This is a genomic window from Microbacterium luticocti DSM 19459 (assembly GCF_000422405.1).
Lineage (GTDB): Bacteria > Actinomycetota > Actinomycetes > Actinomycetales > Microbacteriaceae > Microbacterium > Microbacterium luticocti.
On record NZ_AULS01000008.1, the window covers coordinates 1 to 18,590 of the forward strand.

General features: G+C 71.5%; 14 protein-coding genes. 8 read left to right on the forward strand and 6 right to left on the reverse strand.

Annotated elements, in window-relative coordinates; all coding sequences use genetic code 11:
- Positions 1–260: helix-turn-helix domain-containing protein (locus H577_RS0109470; protein ID WP_029145761.1), on the reverse strand; the 260-nt coding region annotated here is incomplete at its 3' end.
- A gap of 485 nt (positions 261–745) precedes the next feature.
- On the opposite strand from H577_RS0109470, the gene H577_RS0109475 reads away from it, so the two are divergent.
- The 4 genes from H577_RS0109475 to sigJ all read left to right on the forward strand — a co-directional run bounded on the left by H577_RS0109475 (position 746) and on the right by sigJ (position 5,392).
- The gene (locus H577_RS0109475; protein WP_029145762.1) at positions 746–2,224 is read left to right on the forward strand and encodes an outer membrane protein assembly factor BamB family protein; all 1,479 of its coding nucleotides are present in this window, start codon (positions 746–748) and stop codon (positions 2,222–2,224) included.
- 81 nt (positions 2,225–2,305) lie between these two features.
- Complete coding sequence (locus H577_RS0109480) at positions 2,306–3,112, forward strand: isocitrate lyase/PEP mutase family protein (RefSeq protein WP_029145763.1); 807 nt, start codon at positions 2,306–2,308, stop codon at positions 3,110–3,112.
- A gap of 134 nt (positions 3,113–3,246) precedes the next feature.
- Positions 3,247–4,422: an NAD(P)/FAD-dependent oxidoreductase gene (locus H577_RS15885; RefSeq protein ID WP_051191915.1), complete on the forward strand. Its 1,176-nt coding sequence runs from the start codon at positions 3,247–3,249 to the stop codon at positions 4,420–4,422.
- A 7-nt stretch (positions 4,423–4,429) separates the two neighbouring features.
- Positions 4,430–5,392, forward strand: a complete 963-nt coding sequence (gene sigJ, locus H577_RS0109490; protein WP_029145764.1) for an RNA polymerase sigma factor SigJ — start codon at positions 4,430–4,432, stop codon at positions 5,390–5,392.
- A 140-nt stretch (positions 5,393–5,532) separates the two neighbouring features.
- Here sigJ and gnd read toward each other — a convergent pair whose 3' ends face one another.
- Together gnd and H577_RS0109500 are read right to left on the reverse strand one after the other, a co-directional pair.
- Positions 5,533–6,591 carry a phosphogluconate dehydrogenase (NAD(+)-dependent, decarboxylating) gene (gene gnd / locus H577_RS0109495; RefSeq protein ID WP_029145765.1) on the reverse strand — a complete coding sequence of 353 codons (1,059 nt, stop codon included), beginning with the start codon at positions 6,589–6,591 and terminating at the stop codon, positions 5,533–5,535.
- Positions 6,592–6,661: 70 nt separating this feature from the next.
- Entirely contained in the window at positions 6,662–7,750 is a 1,089-nt protein-coding gene (locus tag H577_RS0109500) for a DNA glycosylase AlkZ-like family protein (RefSeq protein ID WP_245570377.1), read from the reverse strand.
- Between the two features lie 208 nt (positions 7,751–7,958).
- Between H577_RS0109500 and msrA the strand changes: the two genes are divergently transcribed.
- Entirely contained in the window at positions 7,959–8,504 is a 546-nt protein-coding gene (gene msrA / locus H577_RS0109505; RefSeq protein ID WP_029145767.1) for a peptide-methionine (S)-S-oxide reductase MsrA, read from the forward strand.
- 179 nt (positions 8,505–8,683) lie between these two features.
- Here the strand turns inward: msrA and H577_RS15890 are convergent, their stop codons facing one another.
- Together H577_RS15890 and H577_RS0109515 are read right to left on the reverse strand one after the other, a co-directional pair.
- The gene (locus tag H577_RS15890) at positions 8,684–10,195 is read right to left on the reverse strand and encodes a glyceraldehyde-3-phosphate dehydrogenase (protein ID WP_051191916.1); all 1,512 of its coding nucleotides are present in this window, start codon (positions 10,193–10,195) and stop codon (positions 8,684–8,686) included.
- 156 nt (positions 10,196–10,351) lie between these two features.
- Positions 10,352–12,454: a hypothetical protein gene (locus H577_RS0109515; protein WP_029145768.1), complete on the reverse strand. Its 2,103-nt coding sequence runs from the start codon at positions 12,452–12,454 to the stop codon at positions 10,352–10,354.
- An 83-nt stretch (positions 12,455–12,537) separates the two neighbouring features.
- Between H577_RS0109515 and H577_RS15895 the strand changes: the two genes are divergently transcribed.
- Both H577_RS15895 and H577_RS0109525 read left to right on the forward strand, forming a co-directional pair.
- Positions 12,538–12,939, forward strand: coding sequence for a DUF3054 domain-containing protein (locus tag H577_RS15895; RefSeq protein WP_051191917.1), 402 nt, complete (start codon positions 12,538–12,540; stop codon positions 12,937–12,939).
- 28 nt (positions 12,940–12,967) lie between these two features.
- The gene (locus H577_RS0109525) at positions 12,968–13,996 is read left to right on the forward strand and encodes an LLM class flavin-dependent oxidoreductase (protein WP_029145769.1); all 1,029 of its coding nucleotides are present in this window, start codon (positions 12,968–12,970) and stop codon (positions 13,994–13,996) included.
- Positions 13,997–14,020: 24 nt separating this feature from the next.
- On the opposite strand, the gene pepN is transcribed toward H577_RS0109525, so the two are convergent.
- A complete protein-coding gene (gene pepN, locus H577_RS0109530; RefSeq protein WP_029145770.1) occupies positions 14,021–16,651 on the reverse strand; it encodes an aminopeptidase N in 2,631 nt (876 codons plus the stop codon).
- Positions 16,652–16,860: 209 nt separating this feature from the next.
- Here pepN and H577_RS0109535 point away from each other — a divergent pair, with 209 nt between their 5' ends.
- Positions 16,861–18,504: an HAD family acid phosphatase gene (locus H577_RS0109535; protein ID WP_029145771.1), complete on the forward strand. Its 1,644-nt coding sequence runs from the start codon at positions 16,861–16,863 to the stop codon at positions 18,502–18,504.
- Positions 18,505–18,590 lie beyond the last annotated feature (86 nt).

An 18,590-nucleotide genomic window follows, 5' to 3' on the forward strand; every position in this document is an offset into this window, starting at 1 on the left:
GTGAGTGGTCCCGCGTCCAGCCCCTCTGCCGTCAGCGACCGGCGCAACGCGATGACGCGTTCCCGAACCCGGTCGGTGACCCGCTGCGGCGAGGACAGCGGTGCCCGGGACCGGGGTTCGACCGCGTCGATTCCACCTTCCCGGTAGCGGGCGAGGAGACGGTGGATATGGCGGCGCGACATCTGGTAGGCGTCAGCGGCTTCGGTGACCGTCAGCTCCCGGGCAACGATCTTCAACACGACGACACGATGCTTCGACATGCCCCCGACTGTGACCTATGACCCGACTCACCAGCGACCCATCATCTGTGACCTATGTCGCGAACCCAGACACCCCATCCTCCGCCATGTGTATCGAGCGTCGTCCCGCAGGGGCGGCGCTCGATACACATATCGGCTGAGCGGATTCGAACCCTTGGGTGGGCCCCCGCGGCCGGAGGCTCCGCGCGACGGCGCAGCCGGCGCGTGGAGTGGCCGTGGGGACGAATCCCCCATCCTCCGCCATGTGTGTCGAGCGTCGTCCCGCAGGGGCGGCGCGTCGCATCCCCGCCTCCCCGGACCCCGCATCCGCGACACGATGTCGCGATCTCTCATGCGGCGCCGGAAGAGCGTGGAATCGCGTCCGCTCTGCCGCGCCTACCGGGGCTGCCGGGGATCGACCCGACCCGCGCTGGTCCACCGAAGTTATCCACAGATCGTGGATTGCGCCTGCGGCCGGGGCACTCACCTGGTTAGCGTGAATCGGCATGAGGCACACACGTTCACGGCTCGCCATCGCCGCGGTTCTGTCCGCGTCGGCCGTTCTCGTCGCCGGATGCACCGTCATCCCCGATGCGAAACCGACGCCGCCCTCCGCGTGGACGCAGGCGGCGACGCCGATCTGGCGCAACCACGAGGCGCTCATGAGCGTGCCCCGGGTGACCGGTGACACGGTGCTCGCGTACGTGTCGGACGGCGACGGCGGCGAGGCCGTGGTGGCGTGGGATGCCGCAACCGGCGTCGAACGCTGGCGCCATGCCGCCGTACCCGGAGAACAGGCGCCCGGCGTGAGACACCGCATCCCGCTCCTCGACGATGCCGGCACCACGTACACCGCGTTCCTGGCACCGCTGCCCGACGACTGGAACGAGAACTGGGGCTCACTGCAGGTCGTCGATGTCGTCACCGGCGAGCCGCGGCGGGACGCCGTGCGCTTTCTGTACGGTACGCGCCCGGAGGTCTGCGGCGATACGTTCTGCCTGAGCGCGCTGTTCGACGGCGAGACGCAGCTGCACGCCCGCCAGTACGCGCTCGACGACGGCACGATCGAGGACGCCCGGCGAAGCGACGACGATCCGGCCCCATACCTCGACGGAGGCTGGTTCCTCGGCGACTACGTCTCGGTGAAGGGCGCCTCCGGCAAGCAGATGCTCCGATACGGAACGGACGGCAGGATCCGGTGGGAGCGCCCGTACACCGACGTGTTCGGCGCCGCGGCGACCACCGAGGGCGGCTGGATGTGGGACGACGGTCACCTCGACCTGCCAGTCATCGGCCTCGGCGGCCCCGCCCGGCAGGCCCGTGGCGACACGTACACCGTGGACGTGGCCGGCTCCCGTCTGGTCGGGCTGGACCGCGCGACCGGAAAGACGGTGTGGAGCATCCCCGGTGCCGGCCAATGCGAGGTGACGCAGGCCTACGTGCGCGACGATGGCACGCTCGTCGCCTGTCGGGTGAACTCGGGCACGGCACAGTGGCCCACGACGGACAAGAAGCTCTCGCGGCTGCGGTTCACGGACTTCGACATGGATCTGATCGGCGTCGACGCGAAGACGGGCACGATCCGCTGGACCGTGCCTCTCGGCGCCGATCCCCGTAACTTCGTGTCGCTCGCCGGCCCGTCGCTGTACAGCGGCGGCGACCCCGTCGCGTGGATCGACGACCGTGCGACGGCGATCGACCCGAAGACAGGTGCGACCACGCCGTTCCCGAAGGACGCCACCCTGCTCTGCGTCGACGAGGCGACCGACATCGACCTGATCAGCGTCTACGGCGACGCCGACACCGGCGAGTTCGCCTACCCGGCGGCGGACCGGCTCTACCCGTGCCGCTCAGACGGAACCCGCCTCGACGACGGCGCGATCAGCTACGGCACGCTCGAGGCGGCCGGATACGACACCTCGCAGCCCGTGGCGCTGAACCTGTCGACGGGTTCGGCCGTGTTCGCCGCTCGGCCGGGCGGATAGACGCCTCCGCACCCGAGCCCGGACACGCCTGTCGGCGCCCCCGAGTAGCGTGGGAGGCCCCTGCCAGCGACGGGAGCCGCCATGACCCCGACCGGACGCGCCGACCGATTCCGCGCCCTGCACCACGGCCCCGGGCCGCTGCTGCTGCCGAACCCGTGGGACGCCGGGTCGGCCGTGCTGTTCGAGCGCCTCGGCTTTCAGGCGCTGGCCACCACGAGCAGCGGCCACGCGCTCTCGCTCGGCCTGCCCGACGGCGCCGTGCCCCGCGATCAGGCGCTGGCGGGCGTCGACGCGATCGTCCGGGCCACATCGCTGCCGGTGACCGCCGACCTCGAGAGCGGATTCGGGACGGATGCCGCAGCCTTGGCCGACACCTATGCCGGCGCTGCGGTCTCGGGCCTCGCCGGCGCGTCCATCGAGGACGCCACGGGCGACCCGGCGCGGCCGCTGTTCGAGCTCGACGAGGCCGCCGACCGGGTACACGCCGCCGCCGAGGCCGCGCACGGCCGCAACCCGGCGTTCGTGGTCACCGCCCGCGCCGAGGGCTATCTGCACGGACGGCGCGATCTGGCCGACGTGATCGCCCGGCTGCAGGCGTATCAGCAGGCCGGCGCCGACGTGCTCTACGCACCGGGCCTGTCGGATGCGGGTGAGATCCGCTCCGTGGTCACGAGCGTCGACCGTCCCGTCAACGTGCTGTTCGGCATGTCCGGGCTCACCGTCGCCGAGCTCGCCGAACTCGGCGTCGCGCGGATCTCGATCGGCGGATCCTTCGCGTTCGCGGCCTACGGCGCCGCGGCCCTGGCCGCGCGCGAGTTCCTCGAGCACGGCACGAACTCATCCGCCGCCCTCGCCCGCGCCGGACACGAGGCGATGGGCTGGAGCTGAGCGGCGCGCTGACACGGCCGGAGCCGGGAGTGTGAAGGCCGCCTGAGGCGAGCGCGAACGGGCTGAGCGCGGCTCGCACCCGGCCCGGCCCGAACACGATGTCACAATCCGGGATGCTGTCTCGTCGGACTGGTATGGACACGCAACGGATCATCGTTCTGGGTGGCGGCTACACCGGCATCGTGGCCGCCGGACGGCTGGCACGACAGGTACGTGCGGATGAGGCATCCGTCACGCTCATCACCGCCCACCCGACGCGCGACGAGCGCATGCGCTGGCACGAGCTGGCAGCGGGTGGACGGTACCCGCTGCTGTCGATCGCGGACGCGCTGGCCGGGTCGCCCGTCGCGCTCGAGATCGGCCGCGTCGAGCGGATCGACCTCGACGGGCACGCCGTGCAGCTGGCCGACGGGCGTTCCGAGCACTACGACCGGCTGGTCGTCGCGCTCGGCAGCGTCATCGACTTCGGCGCTGTGCCGGGCGCCCGCGAGCACGCGCACGGGCTGACCGACGTCGAGTCCGTCCGCGCCGCGGCGGCCACGCTCGGCGCGCTGCCCGACGGCGCCCCGGTCACCGTGATCGGGGGCGGCCTGACGGGCATCGAACTGGCGACCGAGATCGCCGAGTCGCACCCGCGTCTCGCGGTGACGATCGTCGGCTCGCGCGAGCCGGGGCATTGGCTCAGCGACCCCGCGCGGCGCTACCTCGCTCGCGCGTTCGAGCGGCTCGGCATCGCCCACCGCGTCGGACGGGTCGCCCGCATCACCGGCGACGCCGTCGTCCTGGCCGACGGCGCCCAGGTGCCCTCGGCGCTCACATTCTGGGCCGGCGGGTTCCGCGCCAACCCGATCGTGGCGGCATCCGGGCTCGAGGCCGACGAACTCGGCCGCGCCCACGTCGACGCCACGTTCCGGTCGCTTTCGCATCCCGACGTGTGGGTGATCGGTGACGCCGCGCGGGTGCCCGGCCCCGACGGGGTGCCGTTGAAGATGGGATGTCGCACCGGCGCGTTCATGGCGTTCGCCGCCCCGCACACGATCGCGCAGCAGCTGAGCGGCGCGCCGGCAGAGCCGTTCGCCGGACGCTACTTCGCGGAGTGCATCAGCCTCGGCCGCGGCGATGCGCTGCTGCAGTGGTTGACCGCCGACGGAGCCCCCACCGACCGGATCCTGACCGGACGTGCGGCGCGGGTGGTGAAGGAGTACATCCACCGCGGCAACCTGTTCGTGGCGCGCCATCCCGGCCCGTACGGACCGCACCGGCGGGCGCATGTGCGCACCGGTGGCCGCCGCCAGACGATCGGAGCATGATCGGATCATGGCCGAGATCTCCGAGGCACTGCGCCGGGTCGCGTTCGGCGCGGCGTACCGCATGCTGGGCTCGGTCGCCGACGCCGAGGACGTTGCGCAGTCGGCGATCGAACGGATGCTGCGCCTCGGCCCCGACGAGCAGCCCCGCAACGCGGAGGCCTGGCTCACCACCGTCGCGACCCGGCTGGCGGTCGACCAGCTGCGTTCGGCCCGCGCGAGGCGCGAGGAGTACGTGGGCGATTGGCTTCCGGAGCCGCTGGTCGGCGGTGTCCCCGCCTCGCCCGACTCGTCCGGTCACGCCGAGCTCGCCGAGGAGCTCTCGTTCGCGTTCCTGGTGCTGCTCGAGACCTTGAGCCCCAGCGAGCGCGCGGCGTTCCTGCTGCACGACGTGCTCGACTACTCCTACGACGAGGTCGCGTCGGTGCTCGACCGGCCCTCGCCGGCGGCCGCACGGCAGTTGGTGTCGCGGGCGCGGTCGCGCGTGTCGGGCCGGGTGCCGCGCTACCCGGCACCCGCCGCAGCGCACCGCCGGCTGGTGTCGCGGTTCATCGCCGCGATCGAGTCGGGCGACGTGGACGAGTTCGTCTCGGTGCTGACCACCGACGTGGTCGCGACGGCCGACGGCGGCGGCAAGGTGCCTCCGGGGTTCGCGATCTCGCATCCGGTACGCGGCGCCGACGCGGTGGCGCGGTTGCTGGCTTCGTTCGCGCACCGGGCCGCGTACCCGGTGCGCGTCGAGCCGCACGCCGTCAACGGCGGGCCGGGCGTGGTCGTGATCGTGGACCTGCCGGCCGGCGGCGGCGTGGTCGCGGTCATGGCGTTCGACGTGCAGGACGGGCGGATCGCCGCCATCCGCAGCGTGCTCAACCCCGACAAGCTGCACCACCTCGAGCCCGAACTCGGCCCGCTGGCCGACCTCGAGGCGGTCCGGGCCGCCGAACAGGCCGCCCGCTCGCATCCGCGGGGCTGACGACCGCCGTTTGGGGCGGATCTGTGCAGATCAGGCTGCACAGATCCGCCCCAAACGCACAGATCCGCCCCAAACCACGCGGGGTCTCGGAGAGGGCTACCACCCGCGGCGGGTCTGGCTATCCCGAGTGGTCGGCCTTGCTATCCCGAGTGGTCGGCCTTGCGGCCGCCGGCCTCGAGCACGTCGCCGGCGGGCAGCTCTTTGTGCCCGCCGAACTGCAGCCGCATCGCCGACAGCAGCTGGTTGGCGTAGTGGTCCTCGTCGCGTGAGGCGAACCGTTCGAACAGGGATGCCGCGAGCACCGGCGCCGGCACGCCCACATCGACGGCGGCCTTGACCGTCCACCGGCCCTCGCCCGAGTCCGACACGCGCCCGGCGAGCCCATCGAGGTCGTGGTTCTCGGCCAGCGCGGCGGCGGTCAGATCGAGCAGCCACGACGAGATCACCGACCCGCGCCGCCACAGCTCGGCGACCTTGGGCGTGTCGATCGTGAACCGGTAGAACTCGGGCTCTTCCATCGGTGCGATCTCGGCCGAGTGCTCGGCCTCGCGCGCACCGGCGTCGGCGTTGTGCAGGATGTTCAACCCCTCGGCGAGGGCGGCCATGATGCCGTATTCGATGCCGTTGTGCACCATCTTGACGAAGTGGCCGGCGCCGCTGGGCCCGCAGTGCAGGTAGCCCTGCTCTTCGGGCGCGAGGGTACCGGTGCGGCCCGGTGTGCGCGGGATGTCGCCGGCGCCGGGTGCGATGGTGCGGAAGATCGGTTCGAGCCGCGACACCGCGGCATCCGGCCCGCCGATCATCAGGCAGTAGCCGCGTTCGAGGCCGAACACGCCGCCGGAGGTGCCCGCGTCGAGGTAGTCGATGCCGCGTTCGGCGAGCGCCGCGGCGCGGCGAACGTCGTCGCGGTAGTTGGAGTTGCCGCCGTCGATGATCGCATCGCCGGGTTCGAAAAGCTCGGCGAGCTGGTCGACGACCTTTCCGGTGATGGATGCCGGGACCATGACCCAAGCGGCCCGTGGGACCGTGAGCTTGCCGGCGAAATCCGCCAGGTCGTCGGCACCGGTGGCGCCCTCGGCGACCAGCGCGGCGACGGCATCCGGGTTCGTGTCGTACACGACGCAGTCGTGCCCGGCGCGCATCAGCCGCCGCACGATGTTCGCGCCCATCCGACCGAGGCCGATCATTCCCAGCTGCATGTGACATCCTCCCTCTGCCGCCTCGACGGCACGGGGGAAGTCTAGGCCGACCGGCCGGATGCCGCGGGGTTCAGCGCTCACCGACGCCGGTGACCGGCACGCCCAACCAGGTGGCGAGGTCGTCGATCTCGGCGCGCACCATGTCCATCTCTTCGGGCTCGAACTCGACGAGCTCGTGCACGGCGTCGACCCGCAGCACGCCCTCTTTCTTGTCGAAGGTGGCATCGAGCAGCCCGACGAACCGGTCGCCCATCAGGATCGGGTGCGCGAAGTAGCCGTAGACACGCTGCGACTTGGGTTTGAACTGCTCGAGCACATAGTCGAACTCGAACAGCTCGCGCAGCCGCGGGCGGTCGAACAGCATGGTGTCGTACGGGTTCAGGAACGCGACCCGGCCGTCGACCTCGTCGTCGACGCGGGCCAACGCCTCCGGATCGACGCGCCACGTCCACTTCGAACCCTCCACCCGCGCCGGCTCGCCCGCCTCACCGACCGGGGTCCACGGCGAGCGCTGTTTGGCGATGCCGGCGGCCTGCAGCCGGCGCTCGGCGAGCATCCGTTCGGCCTCGTCGGCCGGGTATTCGGGCACATCGGTGCCGAACACGCGCTCGGCCAGGTCCCAGATGCGGCGGCGGCCCTCGCGGGCCGAGACCGCGACGAGCCCCTGCCGGGCGAGGGCTTCGAGCATGCGCGGCACCTGATTGGGTCCGTACCAGCCGTCGGCCGAGTCGTAGGCCACCGCGGCCGTGTCGGGGATCTGCTCCGCCCGCAGCGGGCCCTCGGCGCGCAGGCGCGCGAGCACGTCGTCGCGAAAGGCGGCGTTGGCGTCGAGCCAGTTCCGAGTGCCCTGCCGCTGCGGCCACGCCCGCATCGCCGGGAGCATCGCCGGCAGCAGGCTCGTGGGCCGGTAGGTGCCGTCGAACTCGAACAGCAGCCGGTCGTCCTCGACCGCCTTCTTCAGCTGCACGGTCTCGTAGGCCGGTCCGATGCGGCTGAACAGGGTGGTGTGTTCACAGGAGGCGATGGTGGCGGTCGGGTCGATCTTGATCGCCGCCAGTTGTTCGGCCACCTCGACCACGTCGCCGGGCCGGTCGGCGTCGAGCAGTTGGGCGCGCACGACGATGCGGCGGGCCTGATCGCGGGTCAGCTCGTGCACCATCCGATCAGGGTAGAACAGGCATCCGACACGCGCGGACCGCTCGACCGGCCTCCAGACCGGGAACGTGGCCGCCGCGAGGCATCCGACACGCACGCGGGCGGCTCGGGCATCGATCCGTGTGTTCGCGCGTTGCATTCCGTGGGACCGCTGTCGCAGCCGTGCGGCAGACTGGGACACGACCTGCATCCGCCCGCGGAAGGACACCACCATGACCGACGACGGCAGCATCACCCGCATCCCCGGCACCGAGACCGCCGTCCTGGCGGGCGGCTGCTTCTGGGGCATGCAGGACCTCATCCGGCGACGGCCCGGCGTGCTGCGCACCCGGGTCGGGTACACCGGCGGGCAGAACGACCACGCCACCTACCGCGACCATCCCGGGCATGCCGAGGCGATCGAGATCGTCTACGATCCGGCGCGCACGTCGTACCGCGACATCCTGGCGTACACGTTCCAGATCCACGACCCCACCACGCGCAACCGGCAGGGCAACGACATCGGCACGAGCTACCGGTCGGCGATCTTCCCGCTCGACGCCGAGCAGGAGCGGGTGGCGCGCGAGACCATCGCCGATGTGGATGCCTCGGGCCTGTGGCCCGGGCCGGTGGTGACCACGATCGAGCCGGCGGGCCCGTTCTGGGAGGCCGAGCCCGAGCACCAGGACTACCTGGAGCGGTACCCGAACGGGTACACCTGTCACTTCGCGCGGCCGGACTGGGTGCTGCCCACCCGCGACGGGGCGGCGAGCGCCTAGGTCCGCTTCGCCGCTCCGCCGCTTCGGCGCAGGATGCCGCGGTCCGCACGGCTGCGGCATCCTGCGCCGTCACGACTCGATCGACGACGACGGCAGTCGGCGCAGTGGCCGCGCACGCGGCGAGGCGATGTCGGGTGAGACGACGCCGGCGCCGCGCACGCGGCGAGGGCGGCGTCGGGTCAGACGACGGCGGGTTCGACCTGCGGCGCCATCTCCTCCAGCTGACGCACGGTTTGAAGCGTCACGTCCACGCGCGGCGGCAGCACGACCGGGTGCGTGCCGGCCATCTGCTCGATGACCCGCACGACCTGGCAGCTGTATCCGAACTCGTTGTCGTACCAGACGTACAGCACCACGTTCTCGCCCTCGGCGATCGTGGCCAGCCCGTCGACGATGCCGGCACGGTGCGAACCGACGAAGTCGGTCGAGACCACCTCGGGCGACTCGATGTAGTCCACTTGCTGGCGCAGCTTGGAGTGCAGCGACACCGCACGCAGGTAGGTGTTCAGTTCGTCCTTGACCGCCGGCCGCTCCAGCGTCAGGTTCAGGATCGCCAGCGACACATCCGGGGTGGGCACCCGGATCGCGCTGCCGGTGAGCTTTCCGGCCAACTGCGGCAACGCCTTGGCCACGGCCTTGGCCGCACCGGTCTCGGTGATCACCATGTTCAGCGCCGCAGAGCGGCCGCGACGGCTGCCCTTGTGGAAGTTGTCGATCAGGTTCTGGTCGTTCGTGTACGAGTGGACGGTCTCGACGTGTCCGCGCACGATGCCGTAGGCCTCGTCGATCGCGGCCAGCACCGGCGTGATCGCGTTGGTCGTGCACGACGCGGCCGACAGGATGCGGTCGTCCGCGGTGATGTCGGTGTGGTTGATGCCGTGCACGATGTTCTTGATGTCGCCCTTGCCCGGCGCGGTCAGCAGCACGCGGGCCACTCCCTTGGCACGCAGATGCTGCTCGAGACCTTCGCGGTCGCGCCAACGGCCGGTGTTGTCCACGACGATCGCGTCGTGGATGCCGTAGGCGGTGTAGTCCACGCCGGCCGGATCGTTCGAGTAGATCACCTGGATCAGTGTCCCGTTCGCCAGGATCGTGTCGTTCTCGTCGTCGACCGTGAGCGTTCCGGCGAACGGGCCGTGCACGCTGTCGCGCCGCAGCAGGCTGGCGCGCTTGTGCAGGTCGTCATCGCTGCCCTTGCGCACGACGATGGCGCGCAGCCGCAGGCCCGACTCGCTGCCGGCGTGCGAGATCAGCAACCGCGCCAGCAGCCGGCCGATGCGTCCAAAGCCGTACAGCACGACATCCTTGCCCTCACCGGCGTCCTCGCCGTTGTGCAGGATCGTGTCCAGTTCGCCCCGCAGGAACTCGAGAAGGCTCTGCCCGTCGCCGGCCGACACGTACGCCTCGTGCAGCCGGGCGATGTCGAGCGAGGCAGGGCCCGGCCGCAGCTCGGTCAACGCCTGCAACACCGCGGTCGAGGCATCCAGACTCAGCTCGTCGGCACCGGCCTGCCGCGCGAACTTGTGCGCCTTGATCAAGTCGATCGAGCTCAGCCCGATCAACCGGCGGCCGTGGATGGATGTCACCACCCCGTGGTTGCGGTACAGACCGCCCACAAGCGGGATCAGGCGCTCGGCCTGCTCCTCACGGGCGATCCAAGTGCGGCGGTGGACGTCGACCGGGCTGTTCACAGCACTCCTTCGTGTGCCGCACGGCCTCGTGGACAGGCGGCGATCTCACGGGTGGGCACGCCGAAACGTGCGAAGAGAGGGGGTGCTGCCGATTCTACCGGGCCGCGCCCGGCGACACCTGCGCGAGGGCTGGGGATGCCGCATCCACCGTCTCGCTCACGGTTCGGTGTCGTCGTGGGCGACCACCCGGCTCAACTCCACGCCGCCGCCCGGCAGCGCCCAGTAGTGCAGACGCCGTGCCTGCGGGCGCTTGTGCTCGATGTAGGCGCGCCAGCATTTCGCGCCGTCCGCACGCTGCACGTCGGGGTCGTCGGCGCCGTCACCGCTGCGCAGCGGATGCGCTTCGTGTGACGCGATCTCGCGGATGCGACCGGTGATCGCGTCGACGCACGCGCGCATGGCCTTCGTGAACTGTGCCTCGTCGAGCGGGGCGAGGGATGCCGCGAACCGCTCACCCACGGTGTACGGGCGCAGCGGCCACTGGGCGCGGTCGCCGGGTTCGACCCGGTCGACCCACGCCAGGTAGATCTCGTGGCGCACCCACTCGTCGTCGGTGAGCCATCGGCCCCGTCGTTCCTGCCGTCCGGCGCGCGCCGGGCCCGGGTCGGCCGCCTTGCGCGCCCGGCGCAGCGCCTGGGTGCCGGCCAGCTGCTTCTCGCGCATCTGCCGCAGTCGACGTTCGAGTTCGCCGCGTTCGGCAAGCTCCTGTTTGAGGCGGGCACGGGCACCGCGCGCCTCGGCCCGCAGCCGCTCGATGCCGGAGTCGTCGGCGCCGACGTCCTTCAGCTGCTGCTCGAGTTGCGCGATCCGGGCTCGGGCCGCCGCCAGCTCCAACTGAGTGGAGTGCAGTGCCGACCCGCGCGCCGCGCCCGGTGCGGGTGCGACCCCGGCCTGCGCGCCCGATGCGGGCGATGCGCCGGATGCGGGCGATGCGCCGGACGCGTCCGGCGAGGTCGCAGCCCCCGGCCGCGGTGCGGGTGCCGCCGGGTTCGCGGTGGTGGATGCCGCCGGGTACGGGCCCGGTCCCGGCACGGGAGCGACCACCGGGTCCGACCCGCCGGTGTCGCCCGTTCGCGCGGCACCGCCCGACTCGTCCACCCCGGTCGTACCGTCCGACTCACCCAGCCCGGTCGTACCGCTCGGCTCATCGTCCCCGGTCGTGACGCTGGACTCCCCCGCGCTCGCCCCACCGCCCGACTCACCCAGCCCGGCCGTGTCGCCCGACACGCCGTCCGACCCGGCCCCACCATCCGACCCGACCACGAGACCGGGCGCAGCCCGGCCGTCCGACTCCTCGGCGTCGGGCACGTCGTCGGAGTCGGCCACCGGGTACGCGCGCCCCTCGATGAGCCACGGCGGCCCGTCGTCGACGAGCACCAGCGCGGGCCGCACCGGCTCGTCGTCGTCGATGTCGGTCATGGTCACCCGCATCCCGTCACCGGTGTGCCGTACCCGGACGGCAACCACATCGCCCTCCGCCAGCAGCAGGTCGACGGTGTCGAGCGGGTTGGTCGACACGTCGTCGTGCCGCACCTCGACGGCCACCTCGGGGTGCAACAGCAGCGTGGCCCGGGACGGGGTCGTCTTCGTCACCAGCGCGAGCGTCACGCAGCCGTCCGGAAACGCGGCACGCAGCGCGGCGGGTTCGGGCGTGCGGTGCGGCAGCAGCAGCCGTCGCGAGGCGAGATCGAGCGTGCCCTGCACCTGCTGTCCGGGCTGCAGCATCCATTCCAGCGGCACCGGCGGGTACAGCAGCTCACCCGACACGGTCGCCATACCGTGCCCGTCGACGTCGACGATGGCGCGCGCACCGAGCACGGCCTTGACCACCCCGCGCACCGGGATCTGCTCGTCCTGGTGCCGCCGCACGAACGTGCCGGCGGCGTTGGCCTGGGTGAGCGCGTCGCCGACCAGCAACGTCGCCGTCCGCGGACCGGGAAAGCGCAACGGCGAGCGCCGCCAGTCGGGGTCTGCACCGAAGTCGACGGGGTACGAGCGTCCCGCGCCGCCGTACACCTGGGTGCGGTCGGGCAGGTGGTCGTCGAGCGTGTGGGTGAGGCGTCCGGTGGGGATGAGCACGATGTCGGCGACCCCGTGGATGCCGTCGCGCACATCGTCGATGTCGAGGGCGACCTCTCCGGTTGCGGGGTCGGTGGAGATCACCACAAGCGGACGCTCGCGCGGCGCCAGGATGCGGGCGGCCAGGTCCACGGCATCCTGAGTCGTGGAGATCCGGGAGATCGCGGCATCGCTTCGCATGATGCTGTGCACCCTACCCGCCGTGCGGGCCGTCCAAGGCCGCATCGCCGGATGCGAGGATGGAACGACACGGAAGGATCCCGATGGCACCGCAACGCACCTGGTCGCTCCTGGCCGACCTGCTTCTCGTCGTGGTGTTCGCGGTGATCGGCCGCGCCAGCCACGGCGAGCCGCTCGATCCCGGCGGCATCGCCCTCACCGCCTGGCCGTTCCTGGCGGCACTGGTCGTCGGGTGGGCGGTGAGTCTGGCCTGGCGGGCGCCGATCCGGCCGGTGCGCACCGGCCTGCCGGTCTGGGCGGTCACGGTGGCCGGCGGGATGCTGCTGCGTGCGCTGACCGGTCAGGGGACGGCCGTGCCGTTCATCGTGGTGGCCTCGGTGTTCCTGCTGGTCACGCTGGTCGGGTGGCGCCTGATCGCCACGGCGGTCACCCGCCGTCGTGCCCGCACCGATCGCGCAGGCGACCGCATCCATTCACCGGAATAGACTTGACCGGCGTACCGTTGCAGCCATCATGCAGCGATTCGGAACGCTCTCGTTCGGGCACTACGGTCCCCTGGGCGGCGGCAGGCAGCTGACCGCCGCCGACTCCATGCTCCAGGCGATCGACCTGGCGCAGGCGATGGACGAGCTGGGGGTGAACGGCACGTACTTCCGCGTGCACCATTTCGCGCGGCAGCAGTCCTCGCCGATGCCGCTGCTGGCGGCGATCGCCGCCCGCACCTCGCGCATCGAGGTGGGCACCGGCGTGATCGACATGCGGTACGAGAACCCGCTGCACCTGGCCGAAGAGGCCGCGGCCCTCGACCTGATCAGCGGCGGACGGCTCGCGCTCGGCGTCAGCCGCGGATCACCCGAGACCGTCGTGCGCGGCTACGAGACGTTCGGCTACACCGGCTCGACCGACGCACGCGGTGCCGACATCGCCCGCGACCACTTCGCCCTGTTCCTGCGCGCGATCGACGGCGAGGGCCTGGCCGAACGCGACCCGGCGAGCCCCTTCGGCGGCGGCACCGGCATGCAGCGGGTCGAACCGTACTCGCCGACGCTGCGCTCGCACGTGTGGTGGGGTGCGGGCACCGTCGAGACCGCCGAATGGGCGGGACGGGTCGGGGTGAACCTGATGTCGTCGACGCTGCTCACCGAAGACCGCGGCATCCCCTTCGACCAACTGCAGGCGCAGCAGCTCGAGGCGTTCCGGGCGGCGTGGCGCGAGGCCGGACACGACGGCGAGCCGCGCACGTCGGTGAGCCGATCGGTGTTCCCGCTGGTGACCGCCGAAGACCACCTGTATTTCGGGCACAGCCGCGAGGGCGAGGGCGTCGGCTACATCGACGGCTTCCGCTCGACGTTCGGCAAGACCTATGCGGCCGAGCCCGACGAGCTCGTCGAGCAGCTGCGGCAGGATGCCGCGGTGCAGGCGGCCGACACGCTGATGCTGACGATCCCCTCACAGCTGGGGGTCGCGTTCAACCTGCGCATCGTGGAGTCGTTCGCCCAGCACGTGGCCCCGGCGCTGGGCTGGCAGCCCACCACGGCCTGACCCGGCGCGGAGGCTCGCCGCAGGCTACGCCGCCGACGCCGCCTGCGCCCGCAGCCGCCGCTGCAGGTCGTCGAGCCGCTCGATCACGATGCGGCGCAGCGCGTGCGGCGCATCCGGTCGCGTGGTCAGCCACTCCTGCGCGGCCCGCACGTCCGGGTGGGTGTCGGCGTCACCGTCGGCCAGCTCCGCGTCGGACGGGAAGAGCCCGGTCACCACGCGCGTGGCCTGCCCCTGGGTCTGCTGCGCCCACACCTGCTCGATCCGCCGCCAGTACTCGGCACTGTGCCCGGCACCGGCTGCGGTCGGGTCGATGCCCAGCCCGTCGATCGTCGCCTGCAGATGGTCGTTCGACAGCACGGCGCCGTCGGCGCCCCGTCCGGAGTACGCGGCCTGGCGCGCGGCATCCTTCACCGCCGCATCGGGTCGCGCGGCCAGCGCCCGGACGAGCCCGGTCGCCGACACCGCGGTCGGCGCCGCCGCCTGTGCCGCGCGCAGTTCGCCGTCGTCGACGCGCCCGTGCGCGCTCAGGACGACATACGCGTCCCAGGTGAGGTCCTCGCCCAGTGCGAAGCCCGGGTCCTCGAGCCACGACCGCACCACGTCGAGCATCGGGTCGACCGGCTCACGCAGCTCGCCGAGCGCCGCGAACAGGGTGCGCAGCAGCACGGTGCGGCGATCCGAGGGCGCCGGATCGTCGACCACGGCCTCGAGCAGGAACGTCGCCCATCGCGACAGCAGCCGCTGCCTGTCGGCGACGACGGTGTACGCGGCGAGCCCGGCGGTCGCCTGCTGCAGCACCTGCGCGAGCACACCGGAATCCTCGATCAGGTGCTGGTTCGCGACCACCCCGTCGGCGAAGCGCTCGGCGGGCAGGTCGCCGTCGCGCACCATGTTCCAGGCGCCGGCCAGAGCCGTCGCCCGCGCCAGCTCGTCGTCGAGGCCGACATCGAGCACGAGCTGCAGCGAGTGCGGATCCTGCACGATCTTCGCGTAGGTGAGGTCGCCGTCGTTCGGCAGCAGCACCCGGTCGGCGGGCGTGCCGGCCAGCTGCGGCAGCGGCACCGACCCGCCCTCGATGCGCACCTCGTGCGACGCCTCGACACACGCCGGCCCGCCGTCGCCTGCGGGTGCGTACACGCCCACGTTCAGCACGTGCGGGCGCAGCACCTCGTCACCGGTGCGCGGATCCACGCCGTCCTGGTGCAGCACCGCCGCGGTGACGACCCCGTCGTCGACGGTCGCCTCCACGCGCAGCCGGTTCACGCCCGCGGTGGTCAGCCAGCTGGTCGCCCAGCCGGTCATGTCGCGGCCGGATGCCTCGTGCAGCGCCGCGAGGAAATCGTCGAGCGTCGTGTTGCCCCAGGCGTGCCGCGCGAAGTACGCCCGGGCGGCGGCCAGGAACACGTCCTGCCCGACATAGGCCGACAGCTGCTTGAGCACCGAGGCGCCCTTCGCGTAGGTGATGCCGTCGAAGTTCTGGTCGGCCGCCTCGAGGTCGACGATGTCGGCGACGATCGGGTGCGTGGTCGGGTACTGGTCCTGCCGGTAGGCCCACGCCTTGCGGCGGGAGGCGAACGTGGTCCAGGCGGTGGTGAAGTCGGTCGCCTCGTCGACCGCGAGCGTGCCCACGTAGTCGGCGAACGACTCCTTGAGCCACAGGTCGTCCCACCACACCATGGTGACCAGGTCGCCGAACCACATGTGGCACATCTCGTGCAGGATCGTGTTCGCCCGCTGCTCGTGCTGTGCTTCGGTCGCCGGCGAGGTGAACACGTACCGTTCGGTGAAGGTCACCAGGCCCGGGTTCTCCATCGCGCCGAGGTTGTACTCGGGCACGAACACCTGGTCGTACTTGCCCCACGGGTACGCGACGTCGAAGTGGCGGTGGAACCAGTCCAGCCCCCGCGTGGTGATCTCGAACACCTCGTCGGCGTCCATGCTCGCCGCAAGCGAGGCGCGGCACGCGATCGACAGCGGCACCGTCACGTCGACACCGGATGCCGTGCGCCCGGCGTACTCGTCGTGCCAGAGCGCGTACGGACCGGCCAGGAACGTGGTGATGTACGTCGACATCGGCTCGGTCGTCGCGAACTCGCGCGTGCTGAGCCCCTCGCCGGCCGGGTGGGAGGCCACCAGCGCCCCGTTGGCGGCGACATGCCAGGTGTCGTCGGCGGTGATGGTCACCGTGAACCGCGCCTTCAGGTCGGGCTGGTCGAAGCACGGGTAGATGCGGCGGCAGTCGACCGGCTCGTTCTGCGAGTACAGGTAGGTGGCCCCGTCGGCCGGGTCGACGAACCGGTGCACGCCCTCGCCCGAACGCGAGTAGATCGACGCCGACTCGATGACCACCTCGTTGTGTGCGGCCAGCGGTGCCAGCGCGATGCGGGCCCCGTCCACGATCGATCCGACCTCCTGCGCCACCCCGTTCAGCGTCACGGTGTGCACGGCGGCGCCCAGGTAGTCCAGGAACGTGGCCGCGCCCGGCTCGGCGTCGAATCGGATGTGGGTACGCACCCCGAACGTGTCCACGGCGGGGTCGGCGGCATCCGAGAAGTCCACGTCGACGGCGTACTCGTGGGTACGCACGGTGCGCGCGCGGGCGGCGGCTTCGTCACGGGTCAGGTTCTCGTTCGCGGGGCGGGGCAGGTCGGTCATGCTCCCAGTCAACCAGCACCATCCGACGCCCGCCGTCCCACCGGCGCGCGCAGCGGTCCGGCAGCCGGCCGGAAAGCCCGCAACCGACCGGAAAAGGAGAAGACCCTCATCGACCCGGGGCTGTCGCCGGGGCCGCTGCCGGGTTTAGCCTGGCGCACGGCCGGTCCGTTCCGCAGGCCCGGCGCCCCCCGATCGAAAGCGAGTCACCGATGATCCGCGCACGCCGTCTGGCAGCCGCATCCGTCACGGCCGCCCTCACTCTGGCACTGACCGTCGCCGGTTCCGTCTCGGCCCAGGCCTACGCGCCCGACCGGTCGCCCGGTCACTCGCATTCTCAGACGCAGCTCGCGCCGCGCACGCACTTCACGATGGCCGCCGACGGGTCGAGCGGGCGCACGCAGGGCGGTGAGGGCATCCCGAACATCGACATCGTGAAGAAGACCATCGCCACCTACTACGGCGACCCCGGCACCGGCATCGCCGACAAGACGCGCTCGCCGTACATCAGCGAGATGGATCGGATCACCGCGAACCTGGAGCGCAAGCTGCCGCAGTACCTGCGGGAGGCCAAGCGCCACCACCGCACGCCCGCGATCGTGGTCGACACCGACGACACCATGCTGTTCACCTACGACATGGAGGCCGGCGACATGCACTTCGTGTTCGACCCCGCCGAGCAGGACGTGTGGGTGCAGGACGAACGGTTCCCGGCCACGCCCGGCATGGTGGATCTGGTGGACCGCGCACAGAAGATGGGCTTCGCGGTGATCGGCATCACCGGGCGCAGCGACGCGCAGAAAGCCGCGTCGATCGCCAACGTCACGAAGGTCGGCTATCGCGGGTTCACGGCGGCGAACTACTACACGAAGTGGCCGACCGGGGCGCAGCCGTCGTACATCCGGTGCGCCACCGCGACCTGCACCACCGTCGAGTTCAAGGCGGGCACCCGGCGGCACCTGGAGCGGGACCTCGGCTACGACATCGCCGTGAACATCGGCGACCAGTGGTCCGACCTGCAGGGCGGCTATGCGAACCACACCGTCAAGCTGCCGAACCCCACCTACTACCTGCCGTCACCGAACCTGCCCGGGGTGCACGAGCCGCGCCTGACGCCGCGCACGCACTTCGAGATGGCCGCCGACGGCTCCAGCGGCCTCACGCAGGGCGGTGAAGGCATCCCCAACATCGACGTGGTCAAAAAGACCATCGCCACCTACTACGGCGACCCCGGCACCGGCATCGCCGACAAGGATCACTCCCCCTACATCAGCGAGATGCGCGCGCTGCTGCGCCGGCAGGTGCCGCAGATCGCGGCGCAGTGCGCACAGGTGAAGCACCGGCACCAGAACCCGGCGATCGTGCTGGACGCCGACGACACCACGCTGTTCACGTACGACATGGAGGTCGCCGACATGCACTTCGTGTTCGACCCGGCTGAACAGGACGTGTGGGTGCAGGACGAGCGGTTCCCCGCGACCCCGGGCATGGTGAGTGCGACGACGCTGCTGCGGCGCGCCGGGTGCACGCTGATCGGACTCACCGGCCGCAACGACGACCAGAAGACCGCGACGATCGGCAACCTGGCGAAGGTCGGGTACACCGGGTTCACCGCAGCGGACTACTACACCAAGTGGACCGGCGTGGGCGATTCGCAGCAGCCGACCTACATCCACTGCGCCGCCGCGAAGTGCACGACCATCGAGTACAAGTCGCAGACCCGCGCGCACGTCGAGACGCGCTCGGGCGGCGGCTACCGCATCGTCGCGAACTTCGGCGACCAGTACAGCGACCTCATCGGCGGCCACGCCGACCGGGTCGTCAAGCTGCCCAACCCGACGTACTACCTGCCATAGCGGCCCGCCGTCGCCCGCACCTGAACGGCGCGGGCGGCGGCGAGAACGGGCGGTCAGCGCCGCGCCGCGGGCCGTCGACAGGCTGA